Raw genomic sequence first — 19,001 nt, 5'->3', positions numbered from 1 at the left:
GCGCGAGTCCGTGTCCGAGCCCTCGTGGGCGAAACGTTGAGCAACGTGTCGGACGGCGTCACGGCCGTGGGCATCCCGGCGAAAGTCGTCGGCAAGCCCAGTCAGGGCAGCTCCACGTCGTAGTACGTGCGCCTCTCGTCCCGAGTTGGTCCCGGCCAGACGGCCCAACCTTCCCAGGCCCCAGCCTGCTTCCGTAGGCAGCGGGTGCGAACCCGGAGCTGACGCAGGTCCCTGCTCACCTCCAGGAGGTTGACCAAGCGCGGCACCGACTCCGGACGCTGGTACGTAGGGGCGCCGAAACTGCCAGCTCCCACGATGTGGATCTTCCGCTTTGGGTGGAGGTGGTTGACCATGGCCGTTCGGTCCTCGTGGACGTGGCCGTGCAAACAGACACGCACATCCTGCTGCGCCAACTGCTCCATGAAGGCGTCACTCTGGATCTTCTCGTTGCCCGTGATGGGGTGATGCCAGACGGCGATGCGCAGCACCTTGGCATCAGCGAGTGTACCCTTCTCGCACGCGCTCTGGATCTGCTGCCGCGCGGTCTGGATCCCTCGGGCCAAGGCTCCGGGATGCATGCTGGAGCGCTCCTGGAAGTACTCGTCAATCTCCCAGGCCGAGTTCATCGCCAGGAACTGCAGACGCGTCTCGCTGAACAAAGAGGGGATGCACTGCTGCTCGGGATGCAGTGGGTACTCCTTCTGGATCAGCGGATGATAGAAGTGCTGAGAGAAGTTCCGGAAGCGCTCCGGGTATCGGGCCTCGTCGCGGATGAGGTAACCGTCCTCTTGCTCGTGATACCGGCCCGGCTTCAGCTCAGCCGCACTCACTAGCCGCTTCTTCTTGTAGGTATAGGCTCCCTCGGTGTCCCAGTGCAGATCGTGGTTGCCTGGAACGATGATGCACCGCTCGGACGTCACCCCGAACTCCTCGTTGAGCTTGGAGACCAGCTCGCGCGCCCGCTCGAACTCCTCGGGCGTCGCCCGGTTGGTGATGTCCCCGGAGATGACCAAGTAGTCCAGCCGCTCCACTCCCAGGCCGTCTTGTACATCGCGCAGGTCGGATTTCAGCGGCTCAAGCAGCGACATCGCGTCGTCCCCGGCCCCCACGTGTAGATCACTCAGGTGGAGGATGCGGATGGGCGTGTCCTGCCGCAGGGGCACCCGCTGCGCCTCTGTCATGCTCACCTTCGTCTCCGCGATGCTCTGGGAGCGCTGATCACGGATGTGGGTACGAAGCGCCCGGAGCTGACCGACGAGCTCCGGGTTGCGCGCCTGCGCCTGCTGTGCGCCCAGGGTCAGCGGTGTCCGGTGCTCACAGGCCGGGCAGATGATATCCGCCTTCCTCGCGTCGAAGCGGGCCTGGACGATGTCCTCCGCGAACACCCGCCCGCATACACAGGTGATGTCCAGCTTCTCCATCAGGTCCACGCCTTGCTCACGCAGGTGCTCCTCGATGAAGCTCACGAAGAGATCCCTCGTGGACTGGGGCGTGTTGGCGGCGAAGTAGACGTCGAGCCGCGCCTGTCCCCGGGCTCCTTGGCCGGCCTGTTGGACCCGGCGCACGCCCGAGGCATCATCCCCCGCGCGCCCGAACTCGGCGCGGTTCTTCCACATCCGCAGTGAACCGAAGCGCTGGCTGATGGCCAGCGAGGTGACGAGCGAGGCATAGACGTTGTCGATGGCCCCGGAGAAGTCGTACAGGAGCGAGACGGCATGCGGGAAGTCGGTTCCTGTCTCTTCCTGGGTGGGCTGGAAGAGCGTGGGGAAGATCAGCAGCCCCTCGTGCCTCAAGCACAGCCCGTGCTCGAGCAGCAGCTGTGTGACGCAGTCGAGTACAATAAGCTCCTGGTCACGGCGCAACCTCGCCTCCTGCTTGATGCGCGGGAAGTGCGTCGTGGTGGACTGCATCTTCGCCATGTCGATGGCGGGGACCCCGTGGGGGTTGTCCCGTGCGGCCAGGATGAGAGAGCCCGCGTAGCGCTCCACCTGCTCCACCTCAAGGATCAGCGCTCGCGTGCCGTCCGCCATCCGAGTGTCGGCGACCAGTCCCTGCCGCGCCAGCTGAGCCACCACGGCGCGCAGCGCCAGCGGATCGAACAACTCCTTGTCCTCGCGGCGCAGCTCGTCCTCCAGATCGGGGAAGGTGAGCACCACCCGCTTGGCCTCGCGCAACCGCTGGATGTGCTCTCGCAGGCGTTGAAAGAGCTTGGGCTGGCTGATCTTCTCCATGTCCTCCCAGTTGATGGCCCGAGACAGGGCGGCCTTCAGCTCGGGGATGCCCCGGCCGGTCCGTGCGCTGGTCAGCACGTAGTTCACTAACTGGTGCTGCTTCACGAAGCGCTGAATGGACAGCTCGTGCACCGGTGCATGCTCATCATCCACCTTGGTGCCGACCAGGATTTTACGGACGGTCCGCTCGCGCGTCTGCTCCACCAGGTGCTGGTTCCAGCCCTCCAGCTCGTCCAGGGCGGCCTGGCCACGCCCGGGCTCCATCACCATCAGGGCCGCAGTCGAGTCCCTCAGGAAGAGCTGGTGCACGAGCCGGTACTCCGCCTGTCCGCCCATGTCCCACAGGATGAGCTCGTGCTGCATCCCGTCCGGAGCGCCCCCCTCGGAGTGAGGTGCCTCCGCTGGGAGCGTCCAGAACTGCATCCCATGCGTGGAGTCCAGCGCCTGGTACTCGTCCTGGGCCATGCGCAGCGCCAGGCAGCTCTTGCCAGCACGCCCCTCTCCCACCAGCACGACCTTGGCGCTCACGGTATGGACGGTGGTGGACTTCGGACGATGGGTGAGCAGGACCTCGACGTCGAGGTCCCAGAGCCGCACCGCGCGGCCACCCGCCCCCATCGTGGCCAGCAGGTGGCTCGTGGGAGAGAAGGCAACCCCTCTCCGGAGCAGTATTGGCGAAACCGGATCCTCGAACTGAGCGACCTCCTCCCAGATATCCGTCCGAAAGAGGCGCACCGTCCCATCGAGCGACTTGGAGGCAAGCAGCCGTCCATCAAAAGAGAACGAGACGCCGAGGACCGCATCCGTGTGGGCCTGTAGCATCGCCACCTGCTTGGAGTGCTGGGTATCCCAGATGCGCAAGGACCGGTCCCGGCCAGCCGTGGCAAGAAGAGGGGATGCTGGCATCCAGGCCATGTCGAGAATCTTTCCCTCATGGCCCAGATGGTTCATCCGCACCTGGCCGCTGCCATCTGCCTTGGCACTGGCAGCCCAGAGCATCAGCCTGGGGCCAACTCCTTCACAGACCGCCAGAGTGCGTCCGTCCGGTGCCCAGGCCATGCAAGAGAGTTTGCTCAAATTGGTATCGAGGGTCAGGTTGATACGCCGCTCTTGGGTGGATGTCTCCAGGAATTGGATGACTCCGTCCTGTCCACCCACGGCCAGTGTGTCGCTGGGCGCCCATGCCAAGGTGCCGCCCTGGTTTTTGGCCAGAGAGCGGACGTGGATCTCCTCACCATTCTTGGTGGACCAGAGGCGAGTCTGGTCGCGAGAGATGGACGCCACTTCCTGACCATTGCGCAAGAAGCAGAGGTCCAGGATCCCCGACGTATGAGCCTGAATCGTCCATCGGGGAGTCTCGTCTCCCGGTTTCCAGTACACGAGGCGCCCATCGGACAGGCCCGCCGCGAGCGCGTCTCCAGAGGGGGACCAGGCCAATGCACGCACCCCTTCTCGACCGGTGCGCAACATCCTCTGAAAGCTCACCCCGGCGGCACTCTGGTTCTGCTCCGGTGTCCTCTCGACGACCCGGAAATCCGTACTGTCCGCAACGTTCAAGCCTTGGCCGGTGGGAGGGGGCTCTTCGTTAATGACTTCCGGCTCTTCCGCGCGGAAAAGGCTCAGGGGCATCACGTACGCCTCGTCCTCATCCAGCGCCCCTGAAGGATCCGGTGCCACGATGACTGCGCCCGCTGATTCCGAGGCCCACCCACTGCGAGGAAAGAACCGGATCCGCCCTTCCCGGTGAGAGTCCTCGAGGTCCACGGCTCCTGCGGAATAGCCCCAGAGACCTGAGGCGCCTTTCTCTTCGCCCTCCAGCCCGAAGAGGGACCTGACGGGGAGCGGGAGTGTCCGCCTCGCCATCTCAAGAGGCCAGGTCGAGCGTTGCCCCCCTCCGCTACACAGGTGCAGGGCAAAGCCGGACGTCGGCACCACCGTGTCCAGGAGCTGCTTCAGTGAGTGGCGTTGGAGGCCAGCCGGAGGCTGATGCGTCAGCAGCAGCAGCAGGTCATGCCCATCGGCCCAGTCTTGAGCCCCATGCTCCATGGCCGCCTCAAGCTGCTTCAGGTCAATCCCATGCATACTTTCCTGAGGGTCCCCGGGGCCGATTCGGAACAGGGAGTTGAGGCCCACCACGCCCACTTTCAGCTTCTCCGCGCTCAAGGTAGCGAAGAAATCTCCTGGCAGCAGGCCTTGGTGGAAGGCTTGGAGCCTGGGGGAGGAGTGGTCCTGCCGCCACTTGGAGGACCAGTCTGAAAAGGACGCGAGTCCGCCCTCGACGACCTGCTTGAGATGGTCGGCTCCTTCGCCCTGGAACGCCCCTCTCACCTGGGCGAACCAGAACGGGTGCCCTAGCTCGCCCAGCGGCCTCAAGGAAGAACGGGGCCCCTGGAAGTCACTGCCGCCGGGCACCACGAACAAAGTGGGATCCGAGCCCAGGCTGTTCAGATACTTCCAGAGCGAGTCCAGCGTGGAGTCCAGTAAGCCAAACTCGCGCAAGCTTCCTGTCCGCGTGAGGTTGCCCGAGATGAGCACCACGTCCCAAGGCCCCGATTTCGAGTGCAGCCCTCGCAGATCCTGCTCGAAGGCATCGCGGTACTCGGGCTGAAGCAACCGTGAGCCACGAGGTCCAATCAGAAGATCCGAAAGATGAAGCCAGCCCAGCCGAGCCACGTTGACCCCAGGAGAGAGCGCTAGGCCCAAGCATGCATCGGTGGACTCCGGGCGCAAAATTCGACGAAGTCCCGCTGGAACTCAACAAGCTCGCGCACCTGGACGTGCTTCTGCGCGCCTATGAGCACTTCCCGGCTATTGGCGGGCGCCTCTCTTCGCGCTGAAGGGAGCGGCTCAGCGAGCCTTCGCGGGGCTGGAAGTAGGCAACTCCTTCCGGCGAGGTTCGAGGACGGGGGTGTAGCACTTGCCCTTGCGGAGCACGTAGCCGCTTTCTGAGCACGCCTCTGCGATCATCAAGGGTTGCTCCACCCAGCAGCCTCCGTCGAAGGCCACCTGAGTGCTCCCCAAGTGGGAGCGGAGGAGACGAGCGTGGCGCCCAAAGCAGCGGCCAGCAAGGAGCCGATGAAACAGAAGACGCGCGAGTAGGCTGGGCCCAGTTGCTCAGGAGGGCGTTCGACTTCGACGTGTTCGCCTGCGTGAGGTGTGGCGGCAGGCTTTAATATGCTTGGTGGCGCACCACATCGACTATGACCACGCGGAGGGGATGGATACTGAGGAGGGAGAGCGCGTGGTCAAGCAGACCCTGAAGGTCATCCGCCGGTGGGGAGAGGAGGGCGTGGCTGCCTTGCTGAGCCTAATAGAGGCCAATGAGGTCGAAGACCACTACGACTTCTTGGAGGTGGTGAAGGATACGGCCCGGCGCAGCGAGTCCTTCCGTGAGCTGCTGGGGAAGCGGGCGGCCGGGAGTTGTGGGCCAGCCCAGCGCGCCTACACGGAGATGTGCGAGGACTTGGAGCGCACGGACCTGCATGGGCTGGCAGTTCGTCTCTCCGCCGAGGTGTTCCCGGAAGGCTGGCCGATGATGCCCCCATCGCTCGGTCGGGCTGAAGATTCGTCGTGGGTAGAGGCTCTTGCTGCCTGCCGGTTCCAAGAGCGCGATTTCCTCCGGCTTGGTTGAAGCAACAGGGACTAACCTACGGCACTTACTCTGTGTGCTTCCGCAGGAACTGATCTAAGGTTTCCACGCTGACTCGAATCGAGTTGGAGACGCTGATGTGGGGTAGTGTGCCCTGTTCGCACAGGCGGTACACGGTGGCCCTGCACACGCCCAACCGTTCCGCGACCTCCCGTATGGTCAGCAGCCGACCTGAACCGGAGGTCACCGGTAGCGCCGAGGCAGAGCCCAGCAGCAAGATCGCAGCAAAATTTTTGGGATCCTGGAGTACTGGATGGGACGGCTGGACAGTCCCAGGCGAAGAAATCCGAGTAATTGCGAAGGGTTGTGAACCGCTGGTGACGTCTGGACGGCCTTCGAGGTTGCTTGGGGGGCAAGTGGTCGCAGGTTCAAATCCTGTCGCCCCGACCAACTGAAGGCCCTGGAGTTTCCGGTGAAAGCCGGTGACTCCAGGGCCTTCGACTTTTGGGCTCCCGGACTGCAGCAGCAAACCAGCAGCAAGCGGAGCGGGCTGAGTCTCAGCAGCAAGCAGGGCCCTGGCGGGGCCGAAACCGAGGGCCCGAACGCGAGCAGGTTGCGTCCCTTGCACATGTCCTACACGTCGAGGCGGCCGTAGATCTCCGAGGTGATGGCCGGCCAGGGCCCGGCGCAGCACCTTGTGCAGCGCGGAGTCCGGCGCACGCTGCGAGCCGTCCTCCGCAGGGAACAGCAGCTCCGAGGAGGAGGTAGCCAGGGCCTCGCGCAGGAAGGGCACCAGTCCCTCGGCGATGAGAAGCAGGTCCGCGTGGCCGCCCTTCGTCGTGTCTCTCGCGTGCGACCGGGCCACCACGACGGTGCCCGCCGTGAGGTCCACGTCCGACTTGCGCAGCGCGAGCAGCTCGCCCTTGCGCATCCCGGTGTAGACCGCCGTGGCGAACAGCGGGCGCCAGCGACGCTCCAGGGCCGCGAGCATCAGGGGGACCTCCTCGGCCTTGAGGTACTGCGGGAGCTTCTTCGGCTTCTTGACGCGCGGGACGGCCTTGGCGGGATTGAGCTCAGTCCGAGGACCAAATCACGAAGCTCAATCTTCTCAGCGGGTGACGCCCAGGAGTTTCAGTCTGCCTGCAATTGGACAGAAGCTTGCCTGCCAGTGTACGAAGCGGGCGACCTTGGCCACACCCCCGGTGTGGCCGTAAGGCTTGAGGGGGGCCCCATGTCGATGTGTGCGTCCTGGTTGCGGTCGTATGCCGTCCTTGTCCTGGTGATGGGAGCTGCGTGCAGCGAGCGCTCCGCCACCCCGCAGGCCCCCCCGGAGCAGCAGCGCTCGAGCGCGGCGCTCGTCGCGAGCGAGGCCGAGTGCACGCCGGCGCCGGACCTCGAGCCCTCCGAGCTCGTCTACGTCGGTGCGGTGCGCGCGACGTATGGCGAGCACGTCAACGTCGCGGCGCGCCTGTCGGATCGGGGAGGTCGGCCGCTCGTCGGCCGCGCGGTGGTGCTGCGGCTGGGCACCGTCGAGCAGCAGGTCACCACGGACGCGGTCGGAGTGGCCCGCACGCAGCTGCGGCCGCCCGGGCCCGCCGGCGAGCTCGAGGTGAGCGCGACCTTCTCCGGGGACGATCACTACGCCCCCTCGCAGGTGAGCGCGCCCTTCACGCTCGAGCGCGCCCCTACGCTGCTGAGCCTGCAGGGTCCCACGCTCCGGCCGAGCGACGTGGCCCAGCTGCTCGAGGCGCGCCTGATCCGCCTGGACGACAGCCAGCCCATCCACGGGCGCACGCTGACCTTCACCGCCGGCGCCTTCCGCGCCAGCGCCATCACCGACACCATGGGCACCGCTCGGGTCACGGTGCCGCCGTCGGCGAGCGCCACCGGGCGGCTCGACGTGCAGGCGACGTTCGCGGGCGACGGGTACTACGCCCCCAGCGAGGACGCGGCCGAGTGGCTGCGCTACCTGCCCACCGCGTTCACGATCTGGGGCGGCAACACGCCGGGCTTGAAGCTGGGTGACACCGTCAACTTCTGGGGTCACTCCTGGGCCAAGCAGGTGACGGGCGGCGAGTACGACGCGCACGCCGAGCTCAAGGGCTGGGCCTACGAGCTCTCCGACTTCGCGCTCTGCCAGCCCGACGCGCGCGTGGGCGGCGCGCCGAAGCTGACCGCCGGCTGCTGGACCACCAAGGGCGGCAACTCGTTCCCCCCCGCGACGCTGCCCGAGTACATCGGCGTGCTCGTCACCACCGCGGTGGACAAGGCTACGGGCAAGGTGTTCGGCAACGTGGCCTCGCTCGCCGTGGTGCGCGTGCACCCCGAGCCCGTGTACGGCCCGGTCCCGGGCAAGCCCGGCTGGGGCACGCTGGTGGCCGTCGTCGACGGGGGCGGCCGCGTCGGCCTGCCGGTGCCCGCGCAGGTCACCGCCGCCCAGAAGCAGCCCAGCCTCGTGTCGCCCGGCGAGGCGTACGACGTGACGCTCGACGTGGGCAACGCGTCCGCCTCGCCCGCACTGGACGTGGCGGTGGTGGAGCACTTCACGGGCGCGGGCATGCCCGGCAAGGCGAGCGCCGAGCTCGGCACCGTGGCCGGTGGGGCCACGGTGGCACGCGTCTTCCCCCGCCAGGCCCCGGCGCTCGCGCCCCGCGGCGACGACGAGGACGAGTCCGCCTACCTCGCGCGCCTGGCCGCGCTCGACGGTCAGCCGCTCCTCTCCAGCGGCCGCGTCACGTTCCGAGACTCCTCGGGCGCGCCCACGCTGCCGGTGGACGCGCGCTCCTGGAGCCGGGTGCGCGTCCCGCGGCTCGCGCTCGGCCTGTCGGCGGCGAGCTGCGCGGCGCCCTGCAACCGCATCGTCTACACCGTGAGCGTCGCCAACCTGGGCCTGGGCAAGGCCAAGGCCGCCACCGTCACCCTCACCCTGCCGGACGCCACCCGGCAGGAGCTGGCGCTGGGCGCGATCGACCCAGGCGGGGCCACCTCACGCACGGTGGAGTGGGTGCTGCCCGAGCTCGCCCCGCGCGGCCCGGACGAGGACCTGCAGGCGTACCTGGAGCGGCTGCGCAACGCCGAGGGTCAGGTGCACGCCGCGGGCGCGACGCTCGCGTGGACGGACGCCAAGGACGGCGCCTACGGCCCGCTGATGCGCGAGGTGAGCACCACCACGCGCCTGCCCGTCCTCATGGTGACAGACGAGCGGCCCCTGTCCGTGCTGCCCGGCGAGACGTTCACCGCCACCTTCACCATCACCAACTTCGGCACCGCGCCGGTGGCCGACGCGCGCCTGCAGGTGGAGGGCGCGCAAGCGCTGCCCCCGCTCACGCTCGAGCCCGGCGCCGCGGTCACGCTGCCCGTTGCACTGACCGCTCCCGCGGTGGCGCCGCGGGGCGCGGGCGAGGACGACGCGGCCTACCTCGCGCGGCTGCGCGCCTCGGACCGGCAGCAGCTCGGCTTCCCGTTCAGCCTCGACTGGGCGTCCGCGTGCGAGGCCCGCTACGGCCCGCTGACGGGCAGCGTGAGGACCACCCGCGTGCTGCCGGTGGTGACGCTCGCGCTGCAGGCGCCCGAGGAGGCCGAGGCCGGCGACACGCTGCAGTACGTGGCGCGGCTGGAGAACGTGGGCAGCGCGGCCGCCCACGGCATCGTGCTGACGGCCCTGCTGCCCGACGGCACCACCCGCGAGGTGGCGCTGCCCGGCGGGGTGCTCGCGCGCGGCGCGGCCTTCAGCATCCCCTTCGACCACCGCCTGCCCACCACCGCGGCGGGCCAGGCGACGACGTCGGCCCAGGTGCGCTGGGCGGATGCGCGCGCGAGCGCCTACGGGCCGGTCTCCGCCAGCGCGACCACGCAGGTGCGGGTGACGAACGCCCCGCCCCTGGTGGACGCGGGCCCCGACCTCACCGTGACGCTGCCGGGTGCGGCCGCGCTCGCCGGCACGGTGGTGGACGACGGCAAGCCCGAGCCCGTGAGCCATGCCTGGGTGCAGGTCGGCGGCCCGGCCCCGGTCGCGCTCGGGGCCCGGACGCAGCTGGCGACCTCGGCGACCTTCAGCGCGGCGGGTGACTACACCTTCCGCCTGGTGGCCACCGACTCGCAGTACTCCGCCCAGGACGAGATGGTGGTGCGCGTGCTGCCGCGTGAGGGCAGCGGCACCACGCTGCCCGGCGGCACGCCCACTCCGGGCGAGGACGCCATCAACGTCGTGCGCGAGGGCAACGGCCTGCGCCTGGACGACACGACCCGCGCATTCAACTTCATCTGGGTCGCCGTCTCCTCCAAGGGCACGGTGGTGAAGCTCGACACCGAGACGGGCGCGGTGCTCGGCGAGTACTGGACCGCGCCGGCCAACGAGAGCAAGGACCCGTCGCGCACCACGGTCGACAAGAACGGCAACGTGTGGGCGACCAACCGCGCCAACAACAGCCTGGTGCACATCGGCCTGGTCGAGAACGGCCAGTGTGTCGACCGCAACGGCAACGGCGTCATCGACACCTCGACCGGCTACGGCAACGTGCGCCCCTGGGGCAGCGCGAGCAGCACGGCCAACAACGCGGCCGTCCAGACCGCCCAGGACGAGTGCATCCTGCACTACGTCAAGGTGCGCTCGAGCGGCACGCGCCACGTGTCGGTGACCGAGGACAACGACATCTGGGTGAGCGGCACCGGCGGGCGCTACTTCGACCTGGTCGACGGGGCCACCGGCGTCATCAAACGCCAGGAGCCGAGCGTCGGGTACGGCGGCTACGGCGGCCTCATCGACCGCAACGGCGTCATCTGGTCCACCAACCCGCTGATGCGCTGGGACACCGCCAGGCCGCTCTCCGGCGTGAGCGGGGTCAACTGGCGCGCGCTGCCGTACACCTCGTACGGCGTGTGCCTCGCGCCCGACAACAACGTGTGGGTGACCGAGTACGGCCCCTACGTGCGCAAGTTCGCGCCGGACGGCACGCTGCTGGGCACCTACTACCACGGCGCCGGCGGCGCCCAGGGCTGCGTGGTCGCGCCCGACGGCGACGTGTGGGTGGCGCACTCGCTGAACGGGTCCTCCGTGGGCCACCTCAAGAGCGACGGGCGCCACGTGGGCAACGTGCCGGTGGGCTCTGGCCCCACGGGCGTGGCGGTGGACGGCAAGGGCAGGGTGTGGGCGACGAACCACTACTCGCAGACGGTCAGCCGCATCGACCCGAAGCGGGGGACCCTGTGGAGCGGTGACGGCTTCACGCGCGTCGGCCAGGTGGACTTCACCAGCCGCGACCTCGGCGGCTACCTCTACAACTACTCGGACATGACGGGCTCGACGCTGTCGGGCGCGCCGGACAACGGCACCTGGTCGTACGTGTACGACAGCGGCAAGGCGGACAGCGCCTGGGGCAAGGTGGCCTGGCAGGGCGCGGCGTGCGGCGACGCAAGCCTCAAGGTGAGCGTGCAGAGCGCGGCGGCCGCGGCCGGGCCCTTCAGTGCCCCCGTCGTGGTGAAGAGCGGCCAGGACTTCGAGGTGCCCACCGGGCGCTACCTCAAGGTGTCCGTCGCCTTCAAGCGCTCGAGCAAGGGCGAGAGCCCCGTCCTCTACAGCCTCAGCGTGGGCACGGACAGCTACGTGCTGGAGGCCCCCGTCAACGGCGCCCCCAGCGTGAGCGCGGGCCGCGACCGCGGCATCACCCTGCCCAACGTGGGCCACGTGACGGGCAGCGCGTGCGACGACGCGCTGTTGCAGGGCGGCCCCCTCACGCTCGCCTGGAGCCAGGTGAGCGGCCCGGGCACGACCACCTTCGCCCACCCGGCCCAGGAGTCCACCGACGTCACCTTCAGCGCCCCGGGCACCTACGTGCTCAAGCTGACGGCGAGCGACGGCACGCACTCGGCGAGCGACGAGACCACCTACACGGTGGAGCCGCTCAACCTGCCGCCCGAGGTGAGCGCCACGGGCCCGGCCTCCATCACCCTCCCCGACACCGCGGGCCTGTCCGCCACGGCGACCGACGACGGCCTGCCCGAGGGCGGCGGCCTGAGCACCACCTGGAGCAAGGTGAGCGGCCCCGGGACAGTGACGTTCGACGCCCCAGCCGCGCTCGCCACCCAGGCGAGCTTCTCGGCCGCGGGCGCCTACGTGCTGCGGCTGACCGCCTTCGACGGCCACCTGACGCGCACCGCGGACGTGGCCGTGCAGGTGCAGGCCCCGCCGCCGACGAACCGGGCGCCCCAGGTGAGCGCAGGGCCCAACCTGTCGGTCGCGCTCGGCGCCCCCGCGGCGCTGCAGGGCAGCGTGCTGGACGACGGCCTGCCCCAGGGCGCCGCCGTCACCCAGCAGTGGACACGCGTGAGCGGCCCCAGCAGCGTGTCGTTCGCGAACGCCGCCGCGGCGAGCACCACCGCGACGTTCGGCGCCGCCGGCACCTACGTGCTGCGCCTGAGCGCCACCGACACCGCGCTCACCGCGAGCGCCGACGTGGTGGTGGCCGTGGGCGCTCCGGCGCCGCTGAACGCGCCCCCCCAGGTCTCCGCCGGGCCCAACCGCGCCATCAGCCTGTCGCAGGCGGCGCAGCTGGACGGCAGCGCGGCCGATGACGGCCTGCCCCAGGGCGCGGCCTTCACCACGCAGTGGAGCAAGGTGAGCGGCCCGGGCACGGTGACGTTCGCCACCGCGTCCTCTCCCGCCACCAGCGCGACGTTCAGTGCCGCCGGCACGTACGTGCTGCGCCTGAGCGCGAGCGACACCCAGTTCATCGCCTGGGCCGAGATGGCGGTGGTGGTGGGCTCCGCCACGCCCGGCAACAAGGCCCCGGTGGTGAGCGCCGGCCCCAGCCGCACCCTGACCCTGCCCACCCGCACGACGACCCTCAGCGGCAGCGCGGCGGACGACGGCCTGCCGCAGGGCAGCCCGCTGACGTACCAGTGGACGCAGGTGGCCGGCCCCTCGGGGCTCGCCTTCACCGCGCCCACCCAGGCGTCCACGGGCGTGTCGGTCACCGCGCCCGGCACCTACCAGCTGCGGCTGACCGTGAGCGACTCGCGGCTGACCGGCTCGGCGGACACGTTCCTCACCGTGCTGGCCGAGCCCGGGACCAACCTGCCGCCAGACGTGGACCCCGGCCCCGGCCTCTCCGTGATGCAGCCAGCCGACGACGTCGCGCTCGCCGGCAAGGTGACGGACGACGGCCGGCCCTCCGGCGGCACGCTCGCCATCCAGTGGAAGAAGCTCAGCGGCCCGGGCACGGTCACCTTCCGGGACGCGGCCGCGGCCTCGACCCCCGCGGCGTTCGGCGCCGCGGGTGACTACGTGCTCGAGCTGTCGGCCTCCGACGGCGAGTGGATCGCCTTCGCCTCCAAGGTGGTGCGCGTCACTCCGTACGTGGAGAACAAGGCGCCGGTGGTGGCCGCCAGCGCCCCGGCCCAGGTGGAGCTGCCCGCCACCGCGCTGCTCAGCGGCAGCGTGCGCGACGACGGCCTGCCCGCCGCCGGCGCGCTGGCGATGTCGTGGACCGTGACCAGCGGCCCCGGCACCGTGACGTTCAGCCGCCCGGACATGGCGGTCACCCAGGCCAGCTTCTCCGGCCCGGGCGCCTACGTGCTGCGCCTCACCGCGAGCGACGGCGAGAAGAGCGCCTGGGCCGAGGTGAGCGTACGCGTGGTGCAGACCAACCGCGCGCCCAGCGTGAGCGCGGGGCCCGCCCAGGCGCTCGCGCACCCCGAGCGCGTGACACAGCTGCAGGGCAGCGCCTCCGACGACGGGCTGCCCGAGGGTGGCGGGCTGCAGCTGGCGTGGAGCGTGGCGAGCGGCCCCGGCGAGGTCGTCTTCTCCGACGCGGGCTCGGCCACCAGCCATGCCACCTTCAGATTCCCTGGCCGCTACGTGCTGCGGCTGACCGCCAGCGACGGTGAGCGGAGCGCCCAGGCGGACACCGTGGTGGACGTGGCCGCGCCCCCGGGCGCGCTGCCCGTGGCGTCGCTCACGGAGCCGGTGGACGGCGTCACCCTCACCACGCTCACCCCCATCCGCGGCAGCGTGAGCGAGGGCGCCTGGCGGGTCGAGGCCTGCCCCGGCGCGCCCGGCACCGCCCCGGCCGGCACGTGCACGGTGTTCGGCTCGGGCACGGGCCCGGTGACGAACGGGGTGCTCGGCACCTTCGATCCGACCCTGCTCAACAACGGCGCCTACACGGTGCAGGTGGTCGCCGAGACGAGCGCGGGGGTGACTGTCGCCACCGCCAGCGCGGTGGTGGACGGCAGCCTCAAGCTGGGCCCCTTCAGCGTCGCCTTCTCCGACCTGGAGGTGATGCTCGCCCGGCTGCCCATCGACATCATCCGCAGCTACGACAGCCGCGACCGGCGCTCGGGCGACTTCGGCCACGGCTGGACCATGGGCGTGCGCAACGTGCAGGTGACGACCACCGGCAAGCTGGGCCGCAACTGGGAGCAGTACAAGACGGGCAGCTTCTTCCCCAACTGGTGCATGCGGCCCACCCGGGCCAACCTCGTCACCATCAGCTTCCCGGACGGCACGCTCTACCGGTTCCAGGCCTCGGTGGCGCCGGACTGCCAGCTGATCTACCCCATCACCACCGCGGACCTCACCTTCGAGCCGCTGCCGGGCACCGACGGTGAGCTGGTCGCGCTGGACGGGCAGGGCCTGTACGTGGAGCGCAGCGCCGGGCTGCCCGGCCCGGTGACGCTCACCAACTTCGACTTCGAGCCGGTCGACCCGCAGCACTTCCAGCTGACCACGTCGGATGGGACTGTCTACGAGATCGACCGCAGCTTCGGCGTGCGGCGGGTGCGTACCCCGGCGGGCGACGTGATGGCCTTCTCCGCGCAGGGCATCACGCACTCGACGGGCGCCGCGGTCGCGTTCGAGCGTGACGCCCAGGGCCGCATCACCCGCATGACGGACCCGGACAAGCGGTCGCTCACCTACGCCTACGATGCGCGCGGCGACCTGGTGGCAGTGACCGACCGCGACGGGCACACCACCCGCTTCGAGTACGACGGCGCCCACTACCTGACCCGCATCGTCGACCCGCGCGGCGTGGCGGTGGCCCGCGTCGAGTACGACGCGCAGGGCCGCGTGCTGCGGCAGGTGGACGCCGCTGGCAAGGCGGTGACGTACGCCCACTCCACCGCGGCGCGCCAGCAGGTCGTCACCGACCGGCTCGGCCACGCCCGGGTGCTCGAGTACGACGCGGCCGGCAACCTGGTGCGCGAGACGGACGCGCTGGGCCACACGACCGAGCGCAGCTTCGACGAGTGGGGCAACCTGCTGACGCAGACCGACCCGCTCGGCCACACCACCACCTATGCCTACGACGCCAGGGGCAATGTGCTGAGCGAGACGGACGCGCTCGGCCACACCCGCACGCGCTCGTACGACGGGCGGGGCAAGGTGCTCACCGAGACCGACGAGCTCGGCAACACCACCACCCACGGCTACGACTCGAACGGCCGGCGCGCCCGCACCACCGACGCCACCGGCGCCACCGTGAAGATGGCGTACGACCCGGTCGGCAACCTGCTCGGCCGCACCGATGCCCACGGCGTCACCACCTCGCTGGACTACAGCCGCGACGGGCGAGTGACCCGGATGAGCGAGCCGGAGGGCAAGGCGACCGACTACACGTACGACGGCAAGGGCCGCCGGCTCACCGCCTCCACCACGCTGAACACCCCCGCCGGCCCGGTCACGCTCACCACCCGCTACGCCTACGACGGCGCGGGCCGGGTCACCGAGCGCGTGCGCCCGGACGGCACCGTGGAGCGCTTCGCCTACGACGAGGCGGGCAACCGGGTGCGCGAGGAGGACGCGGAGGGCAATGCCACGCTCATCGAGCGCGACGCGCTCGGGCGCGAGGTCAGGCGCGTGGGTCCCGACGGCGCCGTCACCCGGCGGGCCTACGACGCCGAGGGCCGGCTGGTGCTGGAGGTGGACCCGGAGGGCGGCGAGACGCGCATCACCTACGACGCGGTCGGCCGCATCACCGCCATCACCCACCCGGACGGCACCGCCGAGCAGCGTGAGTACGACGCCGCCGGGCGCCTCGTCGCGGAGACGGACGGGCTGGGCCGCACGACCCGCCACGAGTACGACGCGGCCGACCAGCTGGTGCGCACCACCGGCCCGGACGGCGCCGTCACCCGCTACGCGTACGACGCGGCCGGCAACCGCACCGAGCTCGTCGACCCGCTCGGCCGCACCACCCGCTACGAGTACGACGCCGCCGGCCGCCTGACGCGCACGCTGCTGGCGGACGGCACCCAGACTCGCGCCGGGTACGACGTCGAGGGCCGCAAGGTTCTGGAGGTGGACGCGGCGGGCCGAGAGACCCGCTTCGGGTACGACGCGGCCGGGCGCCTCGCCTCGGTCACCGACGCCCTGGGCGGGGTGACGTCCTTCGCGTACGACGCGGCTGGCCGCCGCGTGGCCACCACCGACGCGGCCGGGCGCACCACCCGGCGCGTGCTCGACGGGCTGGGCCGCGTGCTCGAGCACCGGCTGCCGACCGGTGAGACAGAGAAGCGCGAGTACGATGCGCTCGGCCGCCTGGTGAAGCGCACCGCGCCGTCCGGCCGTGCCACGACCTACGCCTACGACGTCGCCGGCCGGCTGGTGCGCACCACCGCGGCCGACGGCGAGCAGGTGGAGTACGCCTACACGCCGGGCGGCCGCCGCGAGAGCGTCACGGACGCACGCGGCACCACCCGCTACGCCTACGACGCGCGCGGGCGCCTGGCCCGGGTGACGAACCCCGACGGCACCGCGCTCGCCTACGGCTACGACAGCGCAGGCCGCCGCACCTCGCTCACCGCCGTCGCCGGCGGGCGCGAGTACACCACGCGCTACACCTACGACGCCGCCGGACGGGTGGCGGGCGTGGTGGACGCGGAGGGCCGCCCGTACGCGTTCGAGTACGACGCGGCCGGCGCCCGCACCGCGGTGCGCTTCCCCAACGGCGTGGAGACCGGGCTGGGCCGCGACGCGCTCTCTCGCCTGACCTCCGTGCGCACCAGCCGCGCCGACGGCACGGCGCTCGCCGGCTTCGACTACGCGCTGGGCGCGGCGGGCGAGCGCCTGCGGGTAGACGAGGCGGACGGCACCTCGCGCGCCTACGCGTACGACGCGCTCCAGCGCCTCACCGGCGAGCGGGTCACCACCGCCGCGGGCGCCGCCGAGCGCACCTTCGCCTACGACGCGGTGGGCAACCGCGTCCTGGTGAGCGCCGGCGGCGCGGAGCGCACGGCCCAGTTCGACACGCGCGACCGGCTGCTGCGCCAGGGCGGCGCGGACTACGGCTGGGACGCGGACGGGCGCGTGGTCTCGCGCTCCGGCCCGGGCGCGGCCACGCTCGAGTGGTCCGACGCGGACCGGCTGCGGCGCGTCACGCTCGCCGACGGCACCCGCGTGGAGCACGCGTACGACGCGGCCGGCAACCTCGTGGAGACGCGCACCACGCCCGCCGCGGGCGCCGCGCAAACCACCCGCCTGCTGGTGGACGCGAGCGGCGAGCTGAGCCACACCGTGGCCGAGCTCGACGGCGCGGGCCACCTGGTCGCCCTCTATACCCGCGTGGGCGACGAGCTCCTGTCCGTCATCCGGCCCGGCGGCACCCGCTACTTCCACGCCGACGCCCTCGGCTCGGTGCGCGCGCTCTCCGACGAGTCGGGTGCGGTCACCGACACCTGGACCTACGACGCCTTCGGCGAGCTGATCGGCCGCACCGGCACGGACGCCAACCGCTACCTGTTCGCGGGCGAGCCTCGCGACCCGACGACCGGCTTCGCCTACCACCGCGCCCGGTGGATGGACCCGGAGACCGGCCGCTTCCTCAGCGTGGACCCGGCCCCCGGTCGCCCCGAGGCGCCGCTGTCCTACCACCGCTACGCCTACGCGCACGCCGACCCGGTCAACAACACCGACCCGAGCGGCCTGTTCATCGGCAGCTTCGGCGCCTCACCGGTGATGTGCATCGCCATCTCGGTGCCGCTGCGCCTGCACGCGAACATGAGCATCGCGCGGAGCATCGCGTACATCGCCGCGGGCGCCTGGCTGTACGGGGCGATCCAGAGCTTCGTCCTCGGCGTGGAGATGGGCGAGGAGGGCGGCACCGAGTTCGGCGAGTACGGCGCCTACCAGCTGGAGACCGCCGACGCGCTGTTCGCCTTCGCCACCGACGGGCTCGAGGGCCTGATAAACTCCGCGTCGGCCGGGTTCGCCGCCAGCGCGGCGATGGCGCCCAACCCCAATGGCCGGCGCGGCTCCAAGCCCCACACCGACGTGGTCAAGTGGGTGGAGGACTTCTTCCTCCAGTGCTTCGAGGGCTGGGAGCTCGTCTCCGGTGGCAGCGTGCCGGAGCGGGCCGCGGTGGGCGGAACGCGCAAGCGCTTCGCGGACCTCGCCTTCCGGCGGCAGTTGGCGGGCGGTAGCTACCTGTACATCGCCGTGCAGGTGGGCCGCGGCACCAAGGGCGGGCTGCCGGTGTCGCGCGAGCGCCGGGCCATCGTGGACCTGTACACCGCCAAGACATTCGCTCCGGAGGACTTCGACAAGCCGGGCTCGGTGCCCACGGTCAAGTATGCTCGGGTCCTGTACGTGGACTACCAGTCCAAGAAGTTCCTGAAGAAGCGATGACGCGATTCTCGGATGCACAGTGGCGGAGAGCGGGGGGCAGCCGGCTGGAGTTCGGCGCCCCGCTCGACGTGTTCCAGGAGTGGCTCGGGCGGGGCCTGCCGCCCGAGTACGCGCCCTATGTCGTCGCCGGGGAGGACCGCATCTGGTCCGCGTCGGCGCGGCGCACCGACGGGTACCTGTACTGCTACCCGCTCGAGCAGCTGGAGCGGGCGCTGGCCGAGACCCCGGCTGGCGCCGGCTACCGCCGCGCGGTGGTCTACTTCGGCTCCACCCGCCTGACCCCCGAGCTGCTCGCGCCCGACCAGGGCAACGTGCGCGCCTGGCTGAGCCTGACCGGGCTGCCCAGCGTGGAGGTCGGCCCGCCGGACGCGGAGGGCCGCCGCCACGCGGGTGGGCTGGTGGCCGTGGAGAAGGTGGTTCACCTCGAGACCGGCCAGCAGCTCGCGCATGAGGACTACTCGAAAATCTACCGCTCGCTCCGGCGCGTGGTGAGCGCGGGCATGGCACAGCGCCGGCGCGCCGCGAAGAAGGCCGCCGGGGACATGGACAAGGCCTGAGA

At 70.7% G+C, this 19,001-nt stretch carries 6 protein-coding genes; 4 read left to right on the top strand and 2 right to left on the bottom strand.

Going from position 1 to position 19,001, the window contains the following annotated elements:
* Positions 1–101 precede the first annotated feature (101 nt).
* Positions 102–4,844, bottom strand: coding sequence for a metallophosphoesterase (locus tag ACX9TP_RS25495; RefSeq protein ID WP_482973216.1), 4,743 nt, complete (start codon positions 4,842–4,844; stop codon positions 102–104).
* Between the two features lie 92 nt (positions 4,845–4,936).
* On the opposite strand from ACX9TP_RS25495, the gene ACX9TP_RS25490 reads away from it, so the two are divergent.
* Both ACX9TP_RS25490 and ACX9TP_RS25485 read left to right on the top strand, forming a co-directional pair.
* A complete protein-coding gene (locus ACX9TP_RS25490; protein WP_482973215.1) occupies positions 4,937–5,068 on the top strand; it encodes a DUF5953 family protein in 132 nt (43 codons plus the stop codon).
* Between the two features lie 404 nt (positions 5,069–5,472).
* On the top strand, positions 5,473–5,862 hold the full coding sequence (locus ACX9TP_RS25485; protein ID WP_482973214.1) for a hypothetical protein: 390 nt from the start codon (positions 5,473–5,475) through the stop codon (positions 5,860–5,862).
* Between the two features lie 25 nt (positions 5,863–5,887).
* On the opposite strand, the gene ACX9TP_RS25480 is transcribed toward ACX9TP_RS25485, so the two are convergent.
* Positions 5,888–6,811, bottom strand: a complete 924-nt coding sequence (locus ACX9TP_RS25480; protein ID WP_482973213.1) for a helix-turn-helix domain-containing protein — start codon at positions 6,809–6,811, stop codon at positions 5,888–5,890.
* Between the two features lie 240 nt (positions 6,812–7,051).
* On the opposite strand from ACX9TP_RS25480, the gene ACX9TP_RS25475 reads away from it, so the two are divergent.
* Both ACX9TP_RS25475 and ACX9TP_RS25470 read left to right on the top strand, forming a co-directional pair.
* Entirely contained in the window at positions 7,052–18,442 is an 11,391-nt protein-coding gene (locus ACX9TP_RS25475) for a PKD domain-containing protein (protein WP_482973212.1), read from the top strand.
* Positions 18,439–18,999 carry a hypothetical protein gene (locus ACX9TP_RS25470; protein ID WP_482973211.1) on the top strand — a complete coding sequence of 187 codons (561 nt, stop codon included), beginning with the start codon at positions 18,439–18,441 and terminating at the stop codon, positions 18,997–18,999. Before ACX9TP_RS25475 ends, ACX9TP_RS25470 begins: the two co-directional genes overlap by 4 nt.
* Positions 19,000–19,001: the final 2 nt, after the last annotated feature.

This window comes from Pyxidicoccus sp. M15 (genome assembly GCF_056858435.1).
This window is presented reverse-complemented; position numbering and strand designations above follow the sequence as displayed.